The following is an 18,180-nucleotide window of genomic DNA, read 5'->3' on the forward strand; positions in this document are numbered from 1 at the left end:
CCGCCTCAGCAGGCCACTTCCGCACTGACCGGCACAAGGCCGAGCACCCGCTCCATGGCACAGGGAATGGGTGCGATGATCGGTGTCTCGAACATCGGCTGCAGTTGCTCGGCCGCCTGGCCGAGTGGCCCGCCGCCGATGATGACGGCTTCGGCTCGATCCAGTTCGATGCATTCGCGCACCGCTTCGGCAAGCGACCGCTCGAGCAGCTTTTCATCTCCTGCCACAGCGATGGGATCGCCCGGCGTGCACCGGATGCCCGAATAGAGATGGGCGAGCCCCAGGTCGCGGGCGCGGCCGGCAATCGCTTCGGCAAGGTCTGGTGTCGTGGTGGCGACGCCAAACCTCCGCCCGTCGCGCGAAGCCTCGATCATCGAGGCCTCGCAGATGCCGACCACAGGAACGGCGACCCGTTGCCTGAGTGCCGCAAGGCCGGGATCGCCGAAGGCGCTGACCACGATGCCGCGGCAGTCCGCATCATGGCCGACACCGATCTCGATGACCTGGTCGGCGGCAGCTTCGAGCTGTGCGCCGTTAACGATCATCGGCGGGTTCCGGCTGGCCGTGGCAACCGCCACGGCCATTCGTCCTGTTGCGGTCTTGCGCGCAATGGCATGCATCATGTCGCTGGTTGCGCGCGAGCTGTTTGGATTGATCAACAGGATGTGTGGGGCCGTGTTCATGTTTACGCTCTTGCTTGTGCCTGCAAGGTCGACGCTTCGGGCGTTTCGACCTCCGCCGGCTGGGTAAGATCTTCCATCGACATGCCATAGGTCTCGGGACCCATCTGGATGCAGACGGCGAAAACCGCATACATCGCTGCCGCCAGCCCGAACACGCCGATCATGCCGTAGTTGTCGAACAGCGCGCCCGAGATGGTGGGCACGAAGGAGCCCGCCGCCGATCCCGTCGCCAGGATGAAGGCAACGCCGAAGGCGCGGATGCGGGTCGGGAACAGTTCAGGCGCATAGATCCAGATGGAGGTGTTCAAGAGCAGCACGAAGAACTGGAAGATCGCGCCGAACATGAGCACCAGGTAGATGTTGGTGCCGAGCGTGGCGATCGACACGGCCGCGAGGCAGGCGAAGATGGCGCCGACAGTCAGTACCTTCTTGCGCGGGAAGTAGTAGCCGAACATCGACGCAGCGATGGCGCCGAGCACGCTGCCGCTCTGGATGATCATCGAATAAAGCAGGCTGCCCTGCAGCGTGTAGCCCATGGACACGAAGATGATTGGCATCAGCGTCAGCACCGACAGCTGCGCGCCGTAGCTCATCAGGATGGCAATGGCGACCGGGATGGTGCGGCCGAGGTAGGGCGCGCGGAACAGCTCTTTCCAGCTGTCCTTGGCCGGGGCTTCCTGTGCTTGGTCGTCCTTGAGGTACTCGCGCACGACAAGGTTCTTCGGACGCAGCGTTCCCGATTCCAGGATCGACAGCACCTTGTTGGCCTCCGCTATCCTGCCCTGCGAGGCAAGGAAGCGCGGCGTCTCGGGCACAAAGCGGCGGTAGAACACCACCAGCAGCGCCGGCAGCGCGAGTGCGGCAAACAGCCAGCGCCAGCCGTCCTCGCCCGGAAAAATCGTGAAGATCAACAAGCCGAAGGCAGGTGCCAGGAAGTTGCCGAAGCCGCCGGCGCCGACATTGACCAGGCCCGCGGCCGTGCCGCGGAACTTGGGCGAGCAGAACTCTGATAGCATGGTCACCGCGGTCGAGATCTCGCCGCCGATGCCGAAGCCGACGATACCACGCGCAATTGCGAGCGCGGCGAAGTTCGGCGCCAGTGCGCAGGCAAGCGAACCGATGGTGAAGAGCAGGAGATTGAAGGTCAGCATCACGCGGCGGCCATAGCGATCGCCGAGAATGCCCGACAGGAGCCGCCCGATGGCCGCGCTGCCGAAGGTGATGGTGTTGAGCAGGCCGATGTCGGCGCCGGTCAGCCCCCAGCTTGCCTTGAGCATCGGCCCTGAAACGCCGATCGTGTTCTGCTCGAAGGCGTCGAACAGCACGCCGATGAGCACCAGCGCGATGATCTGCTTATGGGCGCCGGTGACACCTATGCGGCTTAGCGCTCCCTCAAGTTGTCGAATGACCGGCGATGTCTTGCCGGATTGCACCATACTTTCCGCTGCCATGGTTTCTCCTCCCTTGGCTGAACCAGATGTGAAAACTGATTTTCACAAAAGTATCATATGAAATTGGCTTTTTACAGCTGAATCTGATGGAGGGGCCCCAATGTCTCGCGGCCAGCGGTTATGTCGTTGTGATTCCTGCGTGATTGGGACGATCCAAGCGATGCTCCCCGATGTCTGCCCCTTGCGGAGAGGGCGCATCGCGCGCAAATGTGCACGACGACAAGCGTGGCGGACGACTGCATGACCCCCAAGGAACGGCCCTTTCTTTTCCGCGTGCGGGAGGCACTCGACCAGTTGCATCCGGCCGAGCGGCGGCTCGGCGACTTCGTCTGCGACTTTCCCGGAGAGCTGGCCAGCTACTCGGCGTCGGAACTCGCCAACCTGGCCAATGTCTCGAACGCAACCGTGTCGCGTTTCGTCAAACGGTTGGGCTATGAAAACTACGAGGAAGCCCGCCGTCATGCCCGCGAGGAAAAGCAGACCGGCTCGCGCCTGTTCCTGACGACATCGACCGACACCGCCGGGGTCCAGTCGCTGGCGGCCCATGTGGCGCAGGGCATCGCCAACATCGAAGGCACCTTCGCCACCATCACCGACAGCCAGATCGATGCCGCGGTGGAGGCGATGCTGGCCAGCCGCAAGATCTGGGTGCTCGGCTTCCGCAGCAGCCATCCCTTCGCCGACTATTTCCAATGGCAGATGACGCAAGTGGTGGAAAACATCGTTTCCATTCCGGGCGGCGGGCAGACGTTGGGCGAACATCTGGTCAGCGTCGGCAAGGACGACGTGGCGGTCGTGTTCGGACTGCGCCGCCGCATCGCGCGCATGGAAATGGTGCTCTCGGCCATCGAGAAAAGCGGAGCCAGGCTGCTCTACATCACCGACGAGGGCGTGCCCCACAGGCAGAGCGCGGCGTGGCACTTCCGCTGCCAGACGCTGGCGCCGGGACCTCTGTTCAACCACGTTTCGGCGATGGCGATCTGCCATCTTCTGGCGACCCGAGCCATCGAACGCGCTGGCGCCGCCGGCCGGACGCGCCTCAGGGGCATCGAGAGCTTCGGCGACGCACTGGAAGAGCTGTAGGGGCGCTCAAGCCGACTTGATGTCGTTGCTGGGCTAGCCCTGGTTCGCCTGAACCACCGTCACGGCAATCATGTGGTAGGCGTCGTCGACGCTGCAGCCGCGCGACAGGTCGTTCGCCGGCTTGGCAAGCCCTTGCAGGATCGGACCGATGGCGTCGGCCCCGCCGATGCGCTGGGCGATCTTGTAGCCGATATTGGCGGCGTCGAGATTGGGGAAGACGAAGACGTTGGCTTCGCCGTGCAGCGCCGAGTTCGGCGCCTTGGAAGCACTGACGGCTTCGACGAAGGCGGTGTCAAACTGCAATTCGCCGTCGATGACCAGCTCGGGGTCGGCGGCATGCGCCAGGCGCGTTGCCTCGACCACCTTCGACACGCGCTCGTGTGCCGCGCTGCCATTGGTCGAGAACGACAGCATCGCGACCTTGGCAGCGCCACCCGCCAGCGCCTGGTAGGAGCGCGCGGACATGCGCGCGATGTCGGCGAGGCCGGCGGCATCGGGATCGACGACCAGGCCACAATCGGCAAAGACGAAAGCGCCCTTCTTTGCGTGATGGGGCTGGCACAGCATCATCAGGAAGAAGCTGGACACCAGGCCGACGCCCGGCGCCCGGCCGATGGTCTGCAACGCCGCCCGCACGGTATCGGCGGTGGTGGCAACGGCCCCGCCGACCGTGCCGTCGGCCTCGCCCTCGCGCACCATCATGGCGGCAAAGATCAGGGGGGAACGCAGGGCTTCCGCTGCCGCAGCGGCATCGACGCCCTTGGCCTTGCGCAGCTCGTGGTAGGCAGCAGCGAGCCGGGAGGCGAGGGGCGAAGCTTGCGGGTCCTCGATACGGAATTCCTGCGGGTCCGCACCAACGTCGGCCAGCCGCCGCTCGATGACGCCGCGATTGCCGACCAGGGTGATTTCGGCGATGCCTTCGCGCCTGGCCCGGACCGCCGCCTCGACGATGCGCGGGTCCTCGCCCTCGGCGAGCACGATGCGCCTGGGTGTCTGTTTCGCGGTGGCGATGATGCGTTCCAGCGGTTTCATCAGGCGTGCCCCAGATAGTAGATGCCGGCGAGGATGAAGAGGCCGATGAAGATCGTCTCGGCGACGATCAGCGCGACCGCGTCGCCGCCGACGTCGAGCACGCGGCGCAGCGCGGTCTTCATGCCGACGGCGACGATGCCGGCGAGCAGCGCCCAGCGCGACGCCTCCATGCCGGCCTTCGAAACGGCTTCGGGAACGAGGCCGAATGAGTTGGCTGCGGCGAGGATGAGAAAGGCGATGACGAAGCCGGGCAGCAGCGGCGGGCGCTTGCCCGTCTCGCCGGCCGGCTGGGCGACATTGCGCGTGGCGATGGAGAAGATGAGCACCACCGGCGCCAGCATGGTCACCCGGATCAGCTTGACCAGCGTCGCCGTCTCGCCTGCCTCGGGGGAGACGGAGAAACCCGCACCGACGACCTGGGCGACGTCGTGGATGGTGCCGCCGAAAAAGATGCCGGTGGCGCGGGCGTCGAGCCCCATCGTCTGGGCGATGATCGGATAGGCGATCATGGCCAGCGTCGACAGCACCGTCACCGACAGCACGGTGAAGATCAGGTTGCGCTCGGAGAATTCGTTCTTGGGCAGGACCGCGGCAATCGCCATCGCAGCCGAGGCGCCGCAGATGGCGACCGAACCGCTGGTGATGAGGGCGAGGCGCCAGCCACGACCGAGCAGCTTGGCCGCAATCAGGCCGAAGACGATGGTGGCTGCGATGGCAGCGACCAGCAAAAGGATCGTACTGGCGCCGAGGCCGACGAGCAGGTCGACGCTGATGCGCATGCCGAGCAGGGCGACGCCGATGCGCAACACCTTCTTGGCGCAGAAGTCGATGCCGGCGACGCAACGTCCTTCCTCGGACAGGAAGTGGAAGGCGATGCCGAGCAGCAGCGCCATCAGCATGGCCGGCGCGCCATAGTGGTCGGACAGGAACTGCGCGGCAATCGCCACGGCACCGGTGACCGCGAGGCCGGGCCAATAGGTCTGTACCACCGAAGGCAGGCCATTGAAGCGTTGGGTTGCGGCGGCGGTGTTCATCAAATCATTCCCGGTCACGGTGCTGTAGTCCTCGCCCGCCCGGCGGGCCGGGCAGGCGTGGGTTGTCGGCAGGTCAGGCGAGCTTCTGCTGGCGCATGTCGGAGCGCTCGATGCCGGCAACCGGCACCGGCTTCTTCATCGCGTCGCGGCGGAACGGCTCGCCGAGTTCCTGGTTGAGGATGACCTCGACGAAGGTGGTGACGCCCTTGGCCTGGTCGTCGATTGCCTTGTGAAGGGCCGCCGTCAGCGCCGCCGGTGTGTCGGCAACGACGCCCTTCAGCCCGCAGCCATCGGCGATCTTGGCGTAGCTGAGGTTGGGGTTGAGCTCGGTGCCGACGAAGTTGTTGTCGTACCAGAGCGTCGTGTTGCGCTTTTCGGCACCCCATTGGTAGTTGCGGAAGATCACCATGGTGATCGCCGGCCAGCCCTCTCGGCCGATGGCTCCCATCTCGTTCATCGAGATGCCGAAGGCACCGTCGCCGGCGAAGCCGACGACCGGAACGTCGGGTCGGCCGATCTTGGCACCGACGATCGACGGGAAGCCATAGCCGCAAGGGCCGAACATACCCGGCGCCAGGTACTTCCGGCCCTGTTCGAAGCTCGGATAGGCGTTGCCGATGGCGCAGTTGTTGCCGATGTCGGTCGAGATGATCGCCTCCTTCGGCAGCGCCGCTTGGATCGCCCGCCAGGCCTGGCGCGGCGACATGCGGTTGGCTTCGCGGAGACGCGCGGTAGCGTTCCACTCGGTGCCGACGTCGTCTTCCTCGTGGTCCATCGACGACAGCTGCTGCAGCCAGGCCGAGCGGGTCTGATGGATCGCCGCCTTGCGCTCCTCGCGACCGGCATTGCCGGCGGACGGGCTCAGCTGTTCGAGGATCTGGCGCGCCACCTGCTTGGCGTCACCGCAGATGCCGACGGACACCTTCTTGGTCAAGCCGATGCGGTCGGCATTGATGTCGACCTGGATGATCGCGGCATTCTTCGGCCAATAGTCGATGCCGTAGCCCGGCAAGGTCGAGAACGGGTTGAGGCGGGTGCCGAGCGCCAGCACCACGTCGGCCTTGGCGATCAGTTCCATCGCCGCCTTCGAGCCGTTGTAGCCGAGCGGGCCGGCGGCGAGGCGATGGCTGCCGGGGAAGGCGTCGTTGTGCTGGTAACCACAGCAGACGGGTGCGTCGAGCCGTTCGGCCAGCGCCATGGAATCCGGGATGGCTTCGCCGATCACGACGCCGGCGCCGTTGAGGATGACCGGGAACTTCGCCTCGGACAGGAGCCGGGCCGCCTCGGCGATGGCCTGCTGTCCGCCCGAAGGCCGCTCGAGCCGGACGATGCTCGGCAGGTCGACGTCGATAACATGGGTCCAGTAGTCGCGTGGGATGTTGATCTGCGCCGGCGCACAGCCGCGCCAGGCTTTTTCGATGACGCGGTTCAGCACCTCGGGAATGCGGGAGGGGTCGCGCACCTCTTCCTGGTAGCAGACCATTTCCTCGAACATCGCCATCTGGTCGACCTCCTGGAAGCCGCCCTGGCCGATGGTCTTGTTCGACGCCTGCGGCGTCACCATCAGCATCGGCGTGTGGTTCCAGTAGGCGGTCTTCATCGCGGTGATGAAACCCGTCACGCCTGGACCGTTCTGGCCGATAGCCATCGCCATGGTGCCGGTGGCGCGGCTGAAGCCGTCGCACATCATGCCGGCGTTGGTCTCATGGGCGCAGTCCCAGAACTTGATGCCGGCCTTCGGGAACAGGTCCGACACGGGCATCATAGCCGAGCCGATGATGCCGAACGCATGCTCGATACCATGCATCTGGAGAACTTTGACGAATGCTTCTTCGGTGGTCATCTTCATGGTTTTGTTCCTTTCAAGTGCAGGTGGGGGCGGCCTGGGAGGGCTAGAGGATTTCGTCCTTGAGGTAATACCAGCGGTACATTCCCCACTGGCCGAGGCGCCTAAACGGCGTCAGCAGGCCGTGACTCGGCAGCGGCGAGGTGAAGATCGGGAGGTCGAGTTCGCCGCCCTTGCCGGCGACCATCTGGGCCATGCGGCGGCCGGCCTGGGCCGAATACATGACGCCGTTGCCGCCATAACCCATGGCGTAGAACAGCTGTTGCTTCGGGTCGGGCCGAAAGATGCGCGGCATCATGTCGTGGCTGACATCGACCCAGCCCCACCAGGAGTAGTCGACCTCGATGCCGCGCAGGACCGGAAACTTGCGGTAGAGCCCTTCGAGCAGGCGGTCGAGGTGCTTTGGGTTGACCGCGTCGCGGCCGGTAATGGCGCTGCGGCTGCCGATCTGCATACGGCCGTCCGGCAACATCCGATAATAGTGGCGCAGCGTGCGCGTGTCGGTCAGCGGGATGCGGGTCTGGAAGTTCAGCATTTCGCGCTCGCTGTCGGTCAGCGGCCGGGTGACGATCGAATTGGACAGGATCGGCATCAGCCTGTGCCGCGTCAGGTCATGCAGGCCGGGCGAGGTGTAGCCAGCCGTGGCGATGCAAACGGCGCGGGCGCGGACCGTTCCGCCAGGGGTGCGCAGATGGTGGACGCCGCCCTTGAGCTCGCTGCCGAGCACGGGGCTCGACGTGTGCACCCTGGCGCCGAGCTTGCGGGCGAGCCTGAGATAACCGAAGGCGAGCTTCGCCGCATGGATGCCCATGCCGTCGGGCTCGTACATCGCGCCTTTGGCTTCGGCGTCGCGGACGAAATCGCTATGGACCTCCTCGCGCCCGATCATGCGGGTCGGATAGCCGAAGACCTCGTTCAGCAGCCGCGATTCCTTTTCCAGCGACGGCATCACCTTGTCGCGATGGGCGATGTAGAGATGGCCGCCGTCCTGGGGGTCGCAGTCGATCTCGGGCGAGCGGATCAGGTCGCGGAAGAGGTCGAAGGCTTCGGCGATCTCGACATGCATCTTCTTGGCGACGTCGACGCCCCAGCGCTCGATCCACTGCGAACGCTTGAGACGCCCGGCGGAGATCTGCGCCTGGCCGCCATTGCGCGTGCTGCAGCCCCAGGCAACGCCGTTGGCTTCGAGCACCGTCGCCTTGATGCCGTGCTCCTTGGCCAGATGAATGGCGCAGGACAAGCCGGTGTAGCCAGAGCCGATGATGGCGACATCGACGTCGATGTCCTGGGTGACGGGGCCGTCGTCTTCCGGCTGCGGGCCGGCGGTGGCGATCCAGTAGGTTGGCGCGTAGTCCTTGCCATCGCCGGGATTGGGCGCGCGCACGGGATCGTAGGCCGGGTCGAAAGGCTTCCTTTGAGCCACCGGCCGGGCAAGCTGTTGTTGCATCTCCTCGTCCTCCCTGGCCGTCTTCAGCGTTGCGCCGGAAGCAGCGGCCGGTTCTTGCGGAACGCCTGCTTGCGCACGATCTTGCCGCCGCTGAGCGTGAACAGATCGCAGCCTTCCGCCTCGATGCGGCTGCCGTCGCCATTGGTGCCTGAGAAGGTCCATTCGGACACGGCACGATCGCCGTGGACGAAGTGGCCGTGATGGGCCCAGTGCGCGTCGGGCATCGTCTTCCACACGCCGCTGAAGGCAGAGGCAATCGCCTCGGACCCCTCGAAGCGGGTGCCATGGACTTCCGGCCCGGCGACGCCGTTGAAGACGCAGCCCTCGGCGAAGAAACGCATGACGCCATCGATGTCGTGCCGGTTGAAGGCGTCGAACAAGCTGGCAAGGTCGTCGGCGGTGATCGTCATTTCGTGGTCCTCGTCTCTGGGCATGGCTTCGCCGTGGCCGGGCAACCCGGCAAACTGTTGGTCGTTGCTGGGCCGGGATCAGCCGGGCGGCGAATTTGCCGGGTGCGCGGGCTTTGCCATCAGATCTTGCCCTTCCAGGGGATCAGTGCCTTTTCCAGGTAACGCAGCATCAGGTCGAATGCGAAGGCGAAGATACCGATCACGATGATGCCCATGATGACCGTGTCGCTGGCGAGATACTCGGCGGCATTCAGCACCATGAAGCCAAGACCGCGGTGGGCGGCGACCATTTCGGCCGCGACGAGCGTCGTCCAGCCGACCCCGATGCCGATGCGCATGCCGGTGAATATCTCGGGCAGGGCGGCCTTGAGGATCACCTGGCTGATGACTTGGGCACGGGTGGCGCCCATGGCGTAGGCGGCGTGGATCTGTTCGGTCGACACCGAGCGCACGCCGGCGCGGGCGGCGATGGCCATCGGCGCGAAGATGGCGAGATAGATCAGGAACACCTTGGGGAACTCGCCGATGCCGAGCCAGATGATGATCAGCGGCAGGTAGGCGAGCGGTGGCAGCGGCCGGTAGAATTCGATGATCGGGTCGAACAGGCCACGCACTGTGCGGTTGACGCCCATCAGGATACCGATTGGCACGGCGGTAATCAGCGCCAGGAAGAAGGCCCCAAGCACGCGGCCAAGGCTCGCCAGCGTATGCTGGATGAGCGTCGAATTGGAGACGCCCTCGGTCATGGCGATGACGAACTTATCCCAGACGGCGAGCGGCGAGGGCAGGAACAGCGGCTTGACCCAGCCCATTTCGGTGATCAGCAGCCAGGTGCCGAAAAGCACCAGCGCCGTGATCAGGCTGATATGGCCGCTCATGCCGTCGCCGGGCGCGCCGTAGATCTTGCCGGGGCGAACGGACTTGGCTCGGGAGAGGCGCTCAAGCATGGAGGAGTTCCGGGTTGCCGGACTGACGCTCGTCGCCATAGATGATGCCGAGGATTTGCTCGCGCATGTCGATGAAATCGCGGCTGGATTTGATTGCACGTGCGTTGCCCTCCTCGAGGAAGCGCCGATTGAAATCGAGCTCGTAGGTGTGGGTGATGCGGCCCGGACGCGGCGACATGACGATCAGCCGGGAGCCGAGGAACAGCGCCTCTTCGACGCTGTGGGTGATGAAGAAGAACATCTTGTTGGTGAGCTGCCAGACCTTGAGCAGCAGCTCCTGGATGGTTTCACGGGTCAGCGCGTCGAGCGCCGCCATCGGCTCGTCCATCAAAAGCATCGCCGGGTCGCAGGTCAGTGCACGGGCAATGCCGACGCGCTGCTGCATGCCGCCCGAGAGGTGGTAGATCATGTGGCGGTGGAAATCCTGCAGGCCGACCAGGGCGAGGTTCTTGGTGGCGAGCTCGCGCCGGGTCGCCTTGTCGACGCCGCGCAGCTTGAGCCCGAATTCGGTGTTGTCGATGACATTGAGCCAGGGCAGCAGCGCGTGCTTCTGGAAGACGACGCCGCGATCGGCACCGGGGCCGACGACCTGCCGTCCGCCGAGCGTGATGTCGCCGTCGGTTGGCGTCATGAAGCCGGCCATCAGGTTGAGCAGCGTGGTCTTGCCGCAGCCCGAGGCGCCGAGCGCTACGACAAAATCGCCGCTTTTGACCTCGAGGTTCACGCCCTTGAGCGCAATGACCGCCTGGTCGGTGTAGAGGCCTGGATAGGTCAGGCTGACATTGCTGACATTGAGGGTTTCCATCGCGCCGAGCCTTTCGAAGAAAATGCAGTGGTGTGGTGGAGTAGGTGCCGCCGGCGCAGTGATCCGGCCGGCGGCATCGCCTGATGCTACTTGGATGCCTCCTTGGCATAGCTGCTGTTGACGAACGGCGCGTAGTCGTCGAGCGCGTTGTCGATCTGCTTCTGGGCGACGAGGAACTTGGCGCTTTCGTTGAGCGCGCGCACCGCACCACCACCCAGCCAGGTATCCGAGGCTTGTTCGTCGGCATTCGGGAACGACAGCAGGTTCAGCGCTTCGACCGCGCCCGCACCGTCGCCGCCGATCAGCTTGACGATACCCTGGACCTGCGGCGAGTCAGCCGTCCAGGCCGCCTTGTTCTTGTTGTAGTCGGCGTAGGCTTCGGCCAGCACCTTGGTGAAGGCGGTCATGAACTTCGGGTTTTCCGCAGCCCACTTCTTGTCGGCGACGAGACCATCGAAGGTCGGCACCGACGCGGCACCGATGACTTCGGAATCCGAGATCACCTTGCCGTTCTTGAGCAGCTCAGACAATGCCGGCGGCCAGACATAGGCGGCGTCGATGTCGCCACGTTGCCAGGCGGCGATGATCTGCGGCGGCTTCATGTTGAGGATGTTGACCTCGCGCGGGTCCACTTTCCAGACCTGTTCGAGACCAACCAGGAGGTGGAAGTGAGAGGTCGATACGAACGGTACGCCGACATTCTTGCCCTTGAGGTCTTCCGGCTTCTCGATTCCCGAGCCGGTGCGGACGACGAGCGCTTCCGACTTGCCGATGTTGTCGAGGATCCAGAACAGTTCGAGCTCGACGCCGCGGGTGGCGGCGGCGGTGGTGCCGGTAGAGCCGATGACGCCGATCGGCACGTTGCCTGAGGCAAGCGCGGTCGAGATGTCGCCGCCCGAGCTGAACTGGCGCCAGTCGATGGTGTAGCCGGCCTCCTTGGCGGCTGCGTCGAAGCGGCCGTCGGCGATCGCGGTCACGAATGGACCGACGATCTGCTGGTAGCCGACGACGACCGTCGTCTCGGCGTAGGCAAGGCAGGACGTGAAGACGCCGGCCGCTACGGTTGCGGCGCTGGCCAAATACTTGAAATGCTTAAAATGTATCATCGTTACCCTCTTTGTTTTGTTAGCTACCGGTTGTCCGGGAACTTGCCGGCTTTGATGCCGGTCTTGGTTCTGGCCATAGGGTTAAATGGAACACACCAATTGCCTTATATCCAGATTGGAAGTTGAATGATTCCAGATTGAATGCACGGGCAAGGCCAATGGCGCACGCGACCGTCTCGGAAACGATCTTCTTCCTCGACCGCGCCAGCCGGATCGGGCTGCAGGCGCAAATCCGCGAGACCGTGGTCTCGGCGGTGCTGTCGGGCCGGCTGCAGCCGGGCGCGCAACTGCCCTCGACGCGCAAGCTGGCCGACTATCTCAACATCTCGCGCATCACCGTGACCCTGGCTTACCAGGAATTGGCCTCGCAGGGTTATGTCGAAACGGCCAGCCGAAGCTCGTATCGTGTTGCCGGCAATCCGCCGACAAGCGGACTGGAAGCGGCGACATCCGATGCCGGCGCTGACGAGATCGATTGGTCGGCGAAACTGCGCAAAAGCTTCATCGTCGCCAAGCAGATGCGCAAGCCGCTCGACTGGCGGCGCTATCCCTATCCGTTCCTGTACGGCCAGATGGACCCTTCGCTGTTCGATCTCGGCGGTTGGCGCGACTGCGCCCGGCGCGCACTGGCACGCGAGGATTTCGAGCTCATGGCAGGCGATTTTGCTGCCGCCGACGATGTGCAACTGGTCAACTACATCTGCTCGCGGACACTGCCGAGCCGGGGCATCCGCGCCACCCCGGACGAGATCCTCGTGACGGTGGGTGCGCAGAACGCGCTCTGGATCGTCACCCAGCTTCTGCTCCGGCCGGGCGCGCATGCGGTGTGCGAGAACCCGTGCCACCCGGACATGAGCGCATCGCTTCGGCTGAGCGGTGCCGAGGTGTCGGCTATCGACGTCGACAAAGAGGGCCTGCCGCCGGCGGCGCTGCCATCGCATGTCGACGCGGTTTTCGTCACGCCCAGCCACCATTCGCCGACCGGCGCCACCATGCCCGTCGAACGCCGCGCGGCACTGCTGGCCGCCGCCGCTTCAGAGGACTTCATCATTGTCGAGGACGACTACGAGTTCGAGATGAGCTTCCTGGCGCCGCCGTCACCGGCGCTGAAGTCGTTCGACCGCAGCGGCCGGGTCTTCTACATCGGCAGCTTTTCCAAGTCGCTGTTTCCCGGGCTGCGGCTGGGCTATCTCGTCGCCCCGGCGCCCGTCATCCGCGAGGCGCGCGCGCTGAGGGCGCTGATGCTGCGCCATCCGCCCGGGCACCTGCAGCGCACGGCTGCCTATTTCCTGGCGCTCGGCCATCATGACGCCGTGCTGCACCGCATGCGCGCCGAATACCACAAGCGCCACATCGTCATGGCCGAAGCGTTGCAGCGCGAGGGCTTCATCATCGCCGGCTCGTCGGCTTTCGGCGGCACATCGTTCTGGATAGAGGGGCCCGAGGGATTGGACGCCGACCTTTTGATGAACGAACTCAGGCAGGATGGCGTGCTGATCGAATCCGGCTCGCCGTTCTTCCCTGCCGACGACGGACCCTGCCGTTTCTTCCGCATGGGCTATTCGTCGATCCCGCGCAGCCGCATCGTCGAGGGTGTGGCGCGAACCGCGGCACGCGTGAAGCGCATGCTGGCATGACGCGCCTCAGCCTTTGGGCCTGTTGTTGCGTCGTTCGAGATAGGCTGTGGCCTGCAGCGCTGCAAGGACCACCGCCGCGCCGATGACGATACGGGTATCGGGTATTTCGCCGAAGAAGATGTAGCCGGCGGCGGCCGTCACCACGATGGAAAGATATCCGATCGGCGCGAGCACGCTGGCCTCGGCGAGGCGGTAGGCGCGCAGGAAGCAATATTGCCCGGCCTGGGCCAGAAGTCCGATGCCGAGCAGGGGAATCCAGTCAATCGTCTCGACCGGCTGCCAGACGAACATGGCGGGCGCGGCGGTGATGACGGCGAGGCCGACCGTGTAGAACACCATCATCACTGTGGTGTTTTCGTCACGCAATGCGCGCGTCTGGATGATCGCCAGCGAGCCGAACACCACGGTGCCGAACACCGCGAGCAGACCGAGGTTCCATTCAACGCCACCAGGCGCCAGCATGACCAGCACACCGGCAAAGGCGAAAGTGGCGCCGACCCAGCGCAGCCGCGAAACCGTCTCGCCGAGGAAGGCGACCGCCATGGCCATGGTGATCAGCGGCCGCGAAAAGCTCAGCGCGTTGACCACCGCCAGCGGCAGCAGGGTGTAGGCCATGAACTGGCTGGTCAGTGCAATGGCGTTGCAGCTGACGCGCGAGATGTTCTGCCATGGATGCCTGGTGTGGCGGATGTGATGGCGGTGCCGCCAGATCAGCGGCAGGATGAACAGCAGGCCGATCATCGCCCGGATGAAGACGAGCTGGAAAGCCGGGTAGATGAGCCCCTGCGCCTTGACGAGCGCCGTCATGCCGCCAGCAACCAGCAGCATGTCGGCGAGCACCCAGACGATGCCCTCGCGGTTGGCCTTGTGCCGCTCCTCCCCCGCCTGGGGCGGCACGTCCGCGTCAGGCTGGCTGGACAAGATTTGCCATCAGCCTGAACGCACCCGGCACCAGCTTGTCCATCTGATGATGCAGGACGAGACTGGTATGGGTGTGGCGGCCCTTGCCTATCGGCGCCGAGACAAGCGCGCCCATCAGCGGCTGCTCGTTGACGTCGTGCATCGAAAGCAGCGGCTGATATGCCTCGTCCCAGCGGGAGACGAAATAGAGGCCGCGCTCCTTGTTCCAACCGGACCAGTCCTGCGGGCCGATGAGGTTCGGCCCGTTAAGCAGGACATGGTCCGGCACCAGCACCGTAACCTCGGCATCAGGATCCGTTACGCGCCAGCGTAAAGACGGCGAGCCGACCTCGAGTTTCCTCGGCGGCGTCGCTAGTGGATCCCAACCGTCGGTCGGGCGGTGGTAGAGCGTGACAAGGTGGCCGCCGGCTTCGACGAAGCGGTGCAGCTTCTCGGTTGCAGCGGCCAGATCCTTGCGGAAGCCGAAGGCAAAAATACCGACGACGACGGTGGTGTATTGCGACAGGTCGCCGGCGAGCGCCTTGGCGTCGAGTTCGGTGACATCAAGCCCCATGCGGGCAAGCCACAGGCCGACGCGATCGGCGCCGGCGCCGACATAGGCGACGCGCGCGCCTTGCGGCAGCTTGAGGTCGAGGGCCAGGATGCGCAGCGCCTCCGGCTGGCGATGGGTGACGCGGCCGATATGCGGGTAGACGATCGGGGTCAACCGGAGTGCCGGCCTGCCGCCGACGAGAGGCGTGATCGTGCTGAGCCCGGCCACCAGCTTGTCCGGCGCGCGGATGGCCTGGCCGCCCTGCGCCAGCGACCAGCCGCCCTCCATGGTGAGGGACACGGGCGTGTCCTTGCCGGCGACGGTTGGAGAGACCGGCCATTCGCGCCGTGTCCCATCGAGCGGTGCGATGATGGCTTCGGGGTCCATGGCAACAGAACTCGCCGGCAGCACGGCAAACGGCTCTTCGAGATCGAAGGTGGCACGGGCGGTGTAGCCGCCGAAGCTGGCCGAGACGACGACATGCGCCTCGCCATTGCCCCCGAGCGCCGACCAGCCCGCCGGATAGAGTTTGGAATAGGCGGCGTCGGCGGCAGCGGAAACCTCGAAGCTGCGTCGGTTGCCCGTGCCGGCGACGGGTTTGGCGGTGACGGCGCCGGGCAATACCGGCTGGATGCTGACGGAGCGGCCGTCGCTGCCTGGCGCGAGGTCGATGGTCAGCGTACCGGTTTCAGCCGGAGAAATGGTCGACGGCGTAAGTACGGCACGGTCGAAGATGCCGGCAGCCTCGATCAGCACGGCATCGATCTCTCGCGCCTTGCGGTCGAGACGGTGACGATGGAGCTCGAGGAAAGCGGGCGAAGCGGCCGCCCGCGCAGCCTCGAGCTGGTGTACAGCATCGGTGAGGGCCGCAATGATAGTATCGGGATTGGGGAAGGCGGAGATCGCCTTTTCGATTGCCGAACCCGCCGCCTTCAATGCCTGCGCGGCTTCGTAGGAGAGATCCCTGGACGCCGCGAGGTCGGCGAGCGTCGCCGGCAGGCCGTCGAGCACCGAAGCCTCGGCCCTGGCCCCGTCGCTTGCCAGCAGCAGATGCAGCGGCCAGCGTGTGTCGGCGCGGTCGGGCCAATGGCCCATGCCCTGGGACGCGTGATAGTAGCGCGACCATTCGCCGATGCGGTCGTATTCGGCGGCCGTCGCCGGTTCGCGGCCTGGTGCGTCGACGATGACCGTCGCATCGGGCGGCGGCACTTCGTCGTCATAGGTGTCGCCACCGCCAGACCAGGCCGGCAGGTAATATTTTGCTACCTGCCACGGGCTCATGCCTTCGGCAAAATGCTCCGGAAACGCTTTCGGGTCAGCCGCGAGCCTGATCGCGGTTTCGGCGGCGCGCGTCATGGCGCGGTGGTGGCCGTGCTGGCCGGGAACGTCGAGGAATGTCGGGATGACGATGTCGGGCCGCTCGCTGCGGTAGGCCCGCACCAGCCGCTCGACGGTTCGCATCTCGCCCCAGCGGGCAAAGGTCTGGTCGCCGTCCTTGGAAAAGCCGAAATCGTGCACGGCATCGTCAGGACCGTGGCCGAGCCAGACGACGTCGGCGTCGAGTGCGCGGGCGGCCTCTTCCATCTCGCGCGTGCGCATCATGCCGAGCACGCCCAGGCGCTCCGGCCCGAGCGAATTCTGGCCGCCTTCGCCGCGCGTCGAGCAGGCGACGATGACGCGCATGCCGAGACCGAGACGGAGCCAGGCGAGCAGCCCGCTCTGCTCGTCGTCGGGATGCGCGCCGGTGTTCATCATGGTGACGGTGGAATTCAGGCGGCTGAGCGCGCGGTGAAGCCTGACCAGCGACGGGCTGGATTTCTGTCTCTCGATACGTTCGCGGGCGCTCAGCATTCAGGTCCTCCGGTATTTCAGTAGGCTAGGCTATTCGGTGGGCCGCGTGGCGGCTGTTTCCAGCTTTGGCGTGACCACCTCGAACAGCGGCAGGGCGGCCGCCCCCAGTGCCGCCGTGTATTGCCCGGTCTGGCCGCGCATGACGCGGGGCAGGACCCGCCTGCTGCGGCTCGCAACCGAGATGGGCAGCTGTCCCATCCGCGCGATGAGCTCGTCGATGATCGCGTCGGGCAGCATGCCGCCGAGGATCACCGTTTCGGGGTCGAGGATATTTTCGATCATGGCGATCATCGGGGCGAGGTACGTCGCCGCCTCGTCCAGCCATTCCATCAGCACCGGATGGCGCTCGGCGTGAAGCCCGGCGAGATCGGTGAAATCGCAGTCGGCGATACCCGCGTCGCACAGCTTCTCGCGCAGTGCGTGGACGGAGGCATAGCGCTCCAGGCAGCCATGCTGGCCGCACGGGCAGGCCCTGCCGCCGGGTGCAACCACGACATGGCCGATTTCGCCCGCATTGCCGAAGGCGCCCCGGAAGGGCGCTCCGTCGTGAACCATGCCAAGGCCGAGGCCGGCACCGAAGTAGATCATGCCGAAACCGGAAATCGAGTGCCCGGCACCGAACAGCCGCTCGCCGACGGCCGCGGCGTTGGCATCGTTCTCGACGGTCACCGGCTCGCCGCAGGCTTCGGTGAGCAGGTTCGCGGCATCGATGTTGGCCCAGCCCGGCAAGGTCGTCGGGCCGACCGAGGTCATGCCTTCGATCTCGAACGGACCGGGCATGACGACACCGATGCCAAGCAGCGGCGACTTGAACGCAGCACGAACCGTCTCGAGCTCGGCACGTATATGCGCAATGACCTGCTTCGGGCTGGTGTCGCGGACCGGCATGATGCGCTTGGAGCGTGGCTGGCCCGAGAGATCGAGCACGGTCGACACCATGTGGTCCGCGGCCATCTCGATGCCCATGGTCATGGCGCCGTCGGGATTGACGGCAAACTGTATCGGCGGCTGGCCGCGGCCGGACCGCAGGCGGCCCGTCTCCATCAACAGGTTTTCGCCGACCAGTTCGTCGACGATGTTGGCGATCGCCTGCGCCGTCAGATGCGTCAGCCGGGCGATGTGCATGCGTCCCAGCGAGCCGTGACGACGGACGACGTCGAGCACGACGCGGCGATTGTGATCGCGGCTCCGCTCGGGGTTCTTGCCCAATGTGACCTGATGTGTGCTGCCTGGCTGAAACGCCATTTCGCTCATCCTGACCTGTTTCGCAAAATTGATAACGTGGAAGCGTGGGCCCGGGCAACAGATTAATTCAAGTAAATTATCTTATTGACAAAAGGGCAGGGGCAGAAGAGCGTATAGGGTGGCAGGCGGCGTGAAACCGCAGCTCATGGC

At 65.3% G+C, this 18,180-nt stretch carries 15 protein-coding genes; 2 read left to right on the forward strand and 13 right to left on the reverse strand.

Annotation, left to right across the window (positions count from 1 at the left end):
- Positions 1–5 precede the first annotated feature (5 nt).
- Together GGQ99_RS19865 and GGQ99_RS19870 are read right to left on the reverse strand one after the other, a co-directional pair.
- On the reverse strand, positions 6–683 hold the full coding sequence (locus tag GGQ99_RS19865) for an aspartate/glutamate racemase family protein (protein WP_183263873.1): 678 nt from the start codon (positions 681–683) through the stop codon (positions 6–8).
- A 2-nt stretch (positions 684–685) separates the two neighbouring features.
- Positions 686–2,134, reverse strand: coding sequence for an MFS transporter (locus tag GGQ99_RS19870; protein WP_183263874.1), 1,449 nt, complete (start codon positions 2,132–2,134; stop codon positions 686–688).
- Positions 2,135–2,374: 240 nt separating this feature from the next.
- Between GGQ99_RS19870 and GGQ99_RS19875 the strand changes: the two genes are divergently transcribed.
- A complete protein-coding gene (locus tag GGQ99_RS19875; protein WP_108610357.1) occupies positions 2,375–3,217 on the forward strand; it encodes a MurR/RpiR family transcriptional regulator in 843 nt (280 codons plus the stop codon).
- Between the two features lie 33 nt (positions 3,218–3,250).
- Here GGQ99_RS19875 and pta read toward each other — a convergent pair whose 3' ends face one another.
- The 8 genes from pta to tauA form a co-directional block, all read right to left on the reverse strand.
- Positions 3,251–4,249, reverse strand: a complete 999-nt coding sequence (gene pta / locus GGQ99_RS19880; RefSeq protein ID WP_183263875.1) for a phosphate acetyltransferase — start codon at positions 4,247–4,249, stop codon at positions 3,251–3,253.
- Positions 4,249–5,283 (reverse strand): YeiH family protein, encoded by a 1,035-nt coding sequence (locus tag GGQ99_RS19885; protein ID WP_183263876.1) that lies wholly within the window; start codon positions 5,281–5,283, stop codon positions 4,249–4,251. The genes pta and GGQ99_RS19885 overlap by 1 nt, the downstream gene beginning before the upstream one ends.
- A gap of 73 nt (positions 5,284–5,356) precedes the next feature.
- Positions 5,357–7,132, reverse strand: coding sequence for a sulfoacetaldehyde acetyltransferase (gene xsc / locus GGQ99_RS19890; RefSeq protein WP_183263877.1), 1,776 nt, complete (start codon positions 7,130–7,132; stop codon positions 5,357–5,359).
- Between the two features lie 43 nt (positions 7,133–7,175).
- A complete protein-coding gene (locus tag GGQ99_RS19895) occupies positions 7,176–8,576 on the reverse strand; it encodes an NAD(P)/FAD-dependent oxidoreductase (protein WP_183263878.1) in 1,401 nt (466 codons plus the stop codon).
- Between the two features lie 23 nt (positions 8,577–8,599).
- Entirely contained in the window at positions 8,600–8,980 is a 381-nt protein-coding gene (locus GGQ99_RS19900; RefSeq protein WP_183264009.1) for a nuclear transport factor 2 family protein, read from the reverse strand.
- A 125-nt stretch (positions 8,981–9,105) separates the two neighbouring features.
- Complete coding sequence (locus GGQ99_RS19905) at positions 9,106–9,933, reverse strand: ABC transporter permease subunit (protein ID WP_183263879.1); 828 nt, start codon at positions 9,931–9,933, stop codon at positions 9,106–9,108.
- A complete protein-coding gene (locus GGQ99_RS19910; RefSeq protein ID WP_108610351.1) occupies positions 9,926–10,738 on the reverse strand; it encodes a taurine ABC transporter ATP-binding protein in 813 nt (270 codons plus the stop codon). Before GGQ99_RS19910 ends, GGQ99_RS19905 begins: the two co-directional genes overlap by 8 nt.
- A gap of 86 nt (positions 10,739–10,824) precedes the next feature.
- Entirely contained in the window at positions 10,825–11,844 is a 1,020-nt protein-coding gene (tauA, locus tag GGQ99_RS19915; protein ID WP_183263880.1) for a taurine ABC transporter substrate-binding protein, read from the reverse strand.
- Between the two features lie 158 nt (positions 11,845–12,002).
- On the opposite strand from tauA, the gene pdxR reads away from it, so the two are divergent.
- Positions 12,003–13,481: a MocR-like pyridoxine biosynthesis transcription factor PdxR gene (gene pdxR / locus GGQ99_RS19920; RefSeq protein WP_108610349.1), complete on the forward strand. Its 1,479-nt coding sequence runs from the start codon at positions 12,003–12,005 to the stop codon at positions 13,479–13,481.
- 6 nt (positions 13,482–13,487) lie between these two features.
- On the opposite strand, the gene GGQ99_RS19925 is transcribed toward pdxR, so the two are convergent.
- From GGQ99_RS19925 to GGQ99_RS19935, 3 genes are read right to left on the reverse strand one after another with little or no spacing between them, the layout of a single operon-like run.
- Positions 13,488–14,402, reverse strand: a complete 915-nt coding sequence (locus tag GGQ99_RS19925) for a DMT family transporter (RefSeq protein ID WP_183263881.1) — start codon at positions 14,400–14,402, stop codon at positions 13,488–13,490.
- On the reverse strand, positions 14,386–16,785 hold the full coding sequence (locus GGQ99_RS19930) for a PIG-L family deacetylase (protein ID WP_183263882.1): 2,400 nt from the start codon (positions 16,783–16,785) through the stop codon (positions 14,386–14,388). Before GGQ99_RS19930 ends, GGQ99_RS19925 begins: the two co-directional genes overlap by 17 nt.
- A 30-nt stretch (positions 16,786–16,815) precedes the next feature.
- The gene (locus GGQ99_RS19935) at positions 16,816–18,030 is read right to left on the reverse strand and encodes an ROK family protein (protein ID WP_425486835.1); all 1,215 of its coding nucleotides are present in this window, start codon (positions 18,028–18,030) and stop codon (positions 16,816–16,818) included.
- Positions 18,031–18,180 lie beyond the last annotated feature (150 nt).

The organism is Aminobacter niigataensis, assembly GCF_014200015.1.
Classification (GTDB): domain Bacteria; phylum Pseudomonadota; class Alphaproteobacteria; order Rhizobiales; family Rhizobiaceae; genus Aminobacter; species Aminobacter niigataensis.

Coding starts and splice junctions, on each gene's coding strand:
- GGQ99_RS19865 (WP_183263873.1), bottom strand. CDS start 683: ATGAACACGGCCCCACACATCCTGTTGATCAATCCAAACAGCTCGCGC.
- GGQ99_RS19870 (WP_183263874.1), bottom strand. CDS start 2,134: ATGGCAGCGGAAAGTATGGTGCAATCCGGCAAGACATCGCCGGTCATT.
- GGQ99_RS19875 (WP_108610357.1), top strand. CDS start 2,375: ATGACCCCCAAGGAACGGCCCTTTCTTTTCCGCGTGCGGGAGGCACTC.
- pta (WP_183263875.1), bottom strand. CDS start 4,249: ATGAAACCGCTGGAACGCATCATCGCCACCGCGAAACAGACACCCAGG.
- GGQ99_RS19885 (WP_183263876.1), bottom strand. CDS start 5,283: ATGAACACCGCCGCCGCAACCCAACGCTTCAATGGCCTGCCTTCGGTG.
- xsc (WP_183263877.1), bottom strand. CDS start 7,132: ATGAAGATGACCACCGAAGAAGCATTCGTCAAAGTTCTCCAGATGCAT.
- GGQ99_RS19895 (WP_183263878.1), bottom strand. CDS start 8,576: ATGCAACAACAGCTTGCCCGGCCGGTGGCTCAAAGGAAGCCTTTCGAC.
- GGQ99_RS19905 (WP_183263879.1), bottom strand. CDS start 9,933: ATGCTTGAGCGCCTCTCCCGAGCCAAGTCCGTTCGCCCCGGCAAGATC.
- GGQ99_RS19910 (WP_108610351.1), bottom strand. CDS start 10,738: ATGGAAACCCTCAATGTCAGCAATGTCAGCCTGACCTATCCAGGCCTC.
- tauA (WP_183263880.1), bottom strand. CDS start 11,844: ATGATACATTTTAAGCATTTCAAGTATTTGGCCAGCGCCGCAACCGTA.
- pdxR (WP_108610349.1), top strand. CDS start 12,003: ATGGCGCACGCGACCGTCTCGGAAACGATCTTCTTCCTCGACCGCGCC.
- GGQ99_RS19930 (WP_183263882.1), bottom strand. CDS start 16,785: ATGCTGAGCGCCCGCGAACGTATCGAGAGACAGAAATCCAGCCCGTCG.
- GGQ99_RS19935 (WP_425486835.1), bottom strand. CDS start 18,030: ATGGCGTTTCAGCCAGGCAGCACACATCAGGTCACATTGGGCAAGAAC.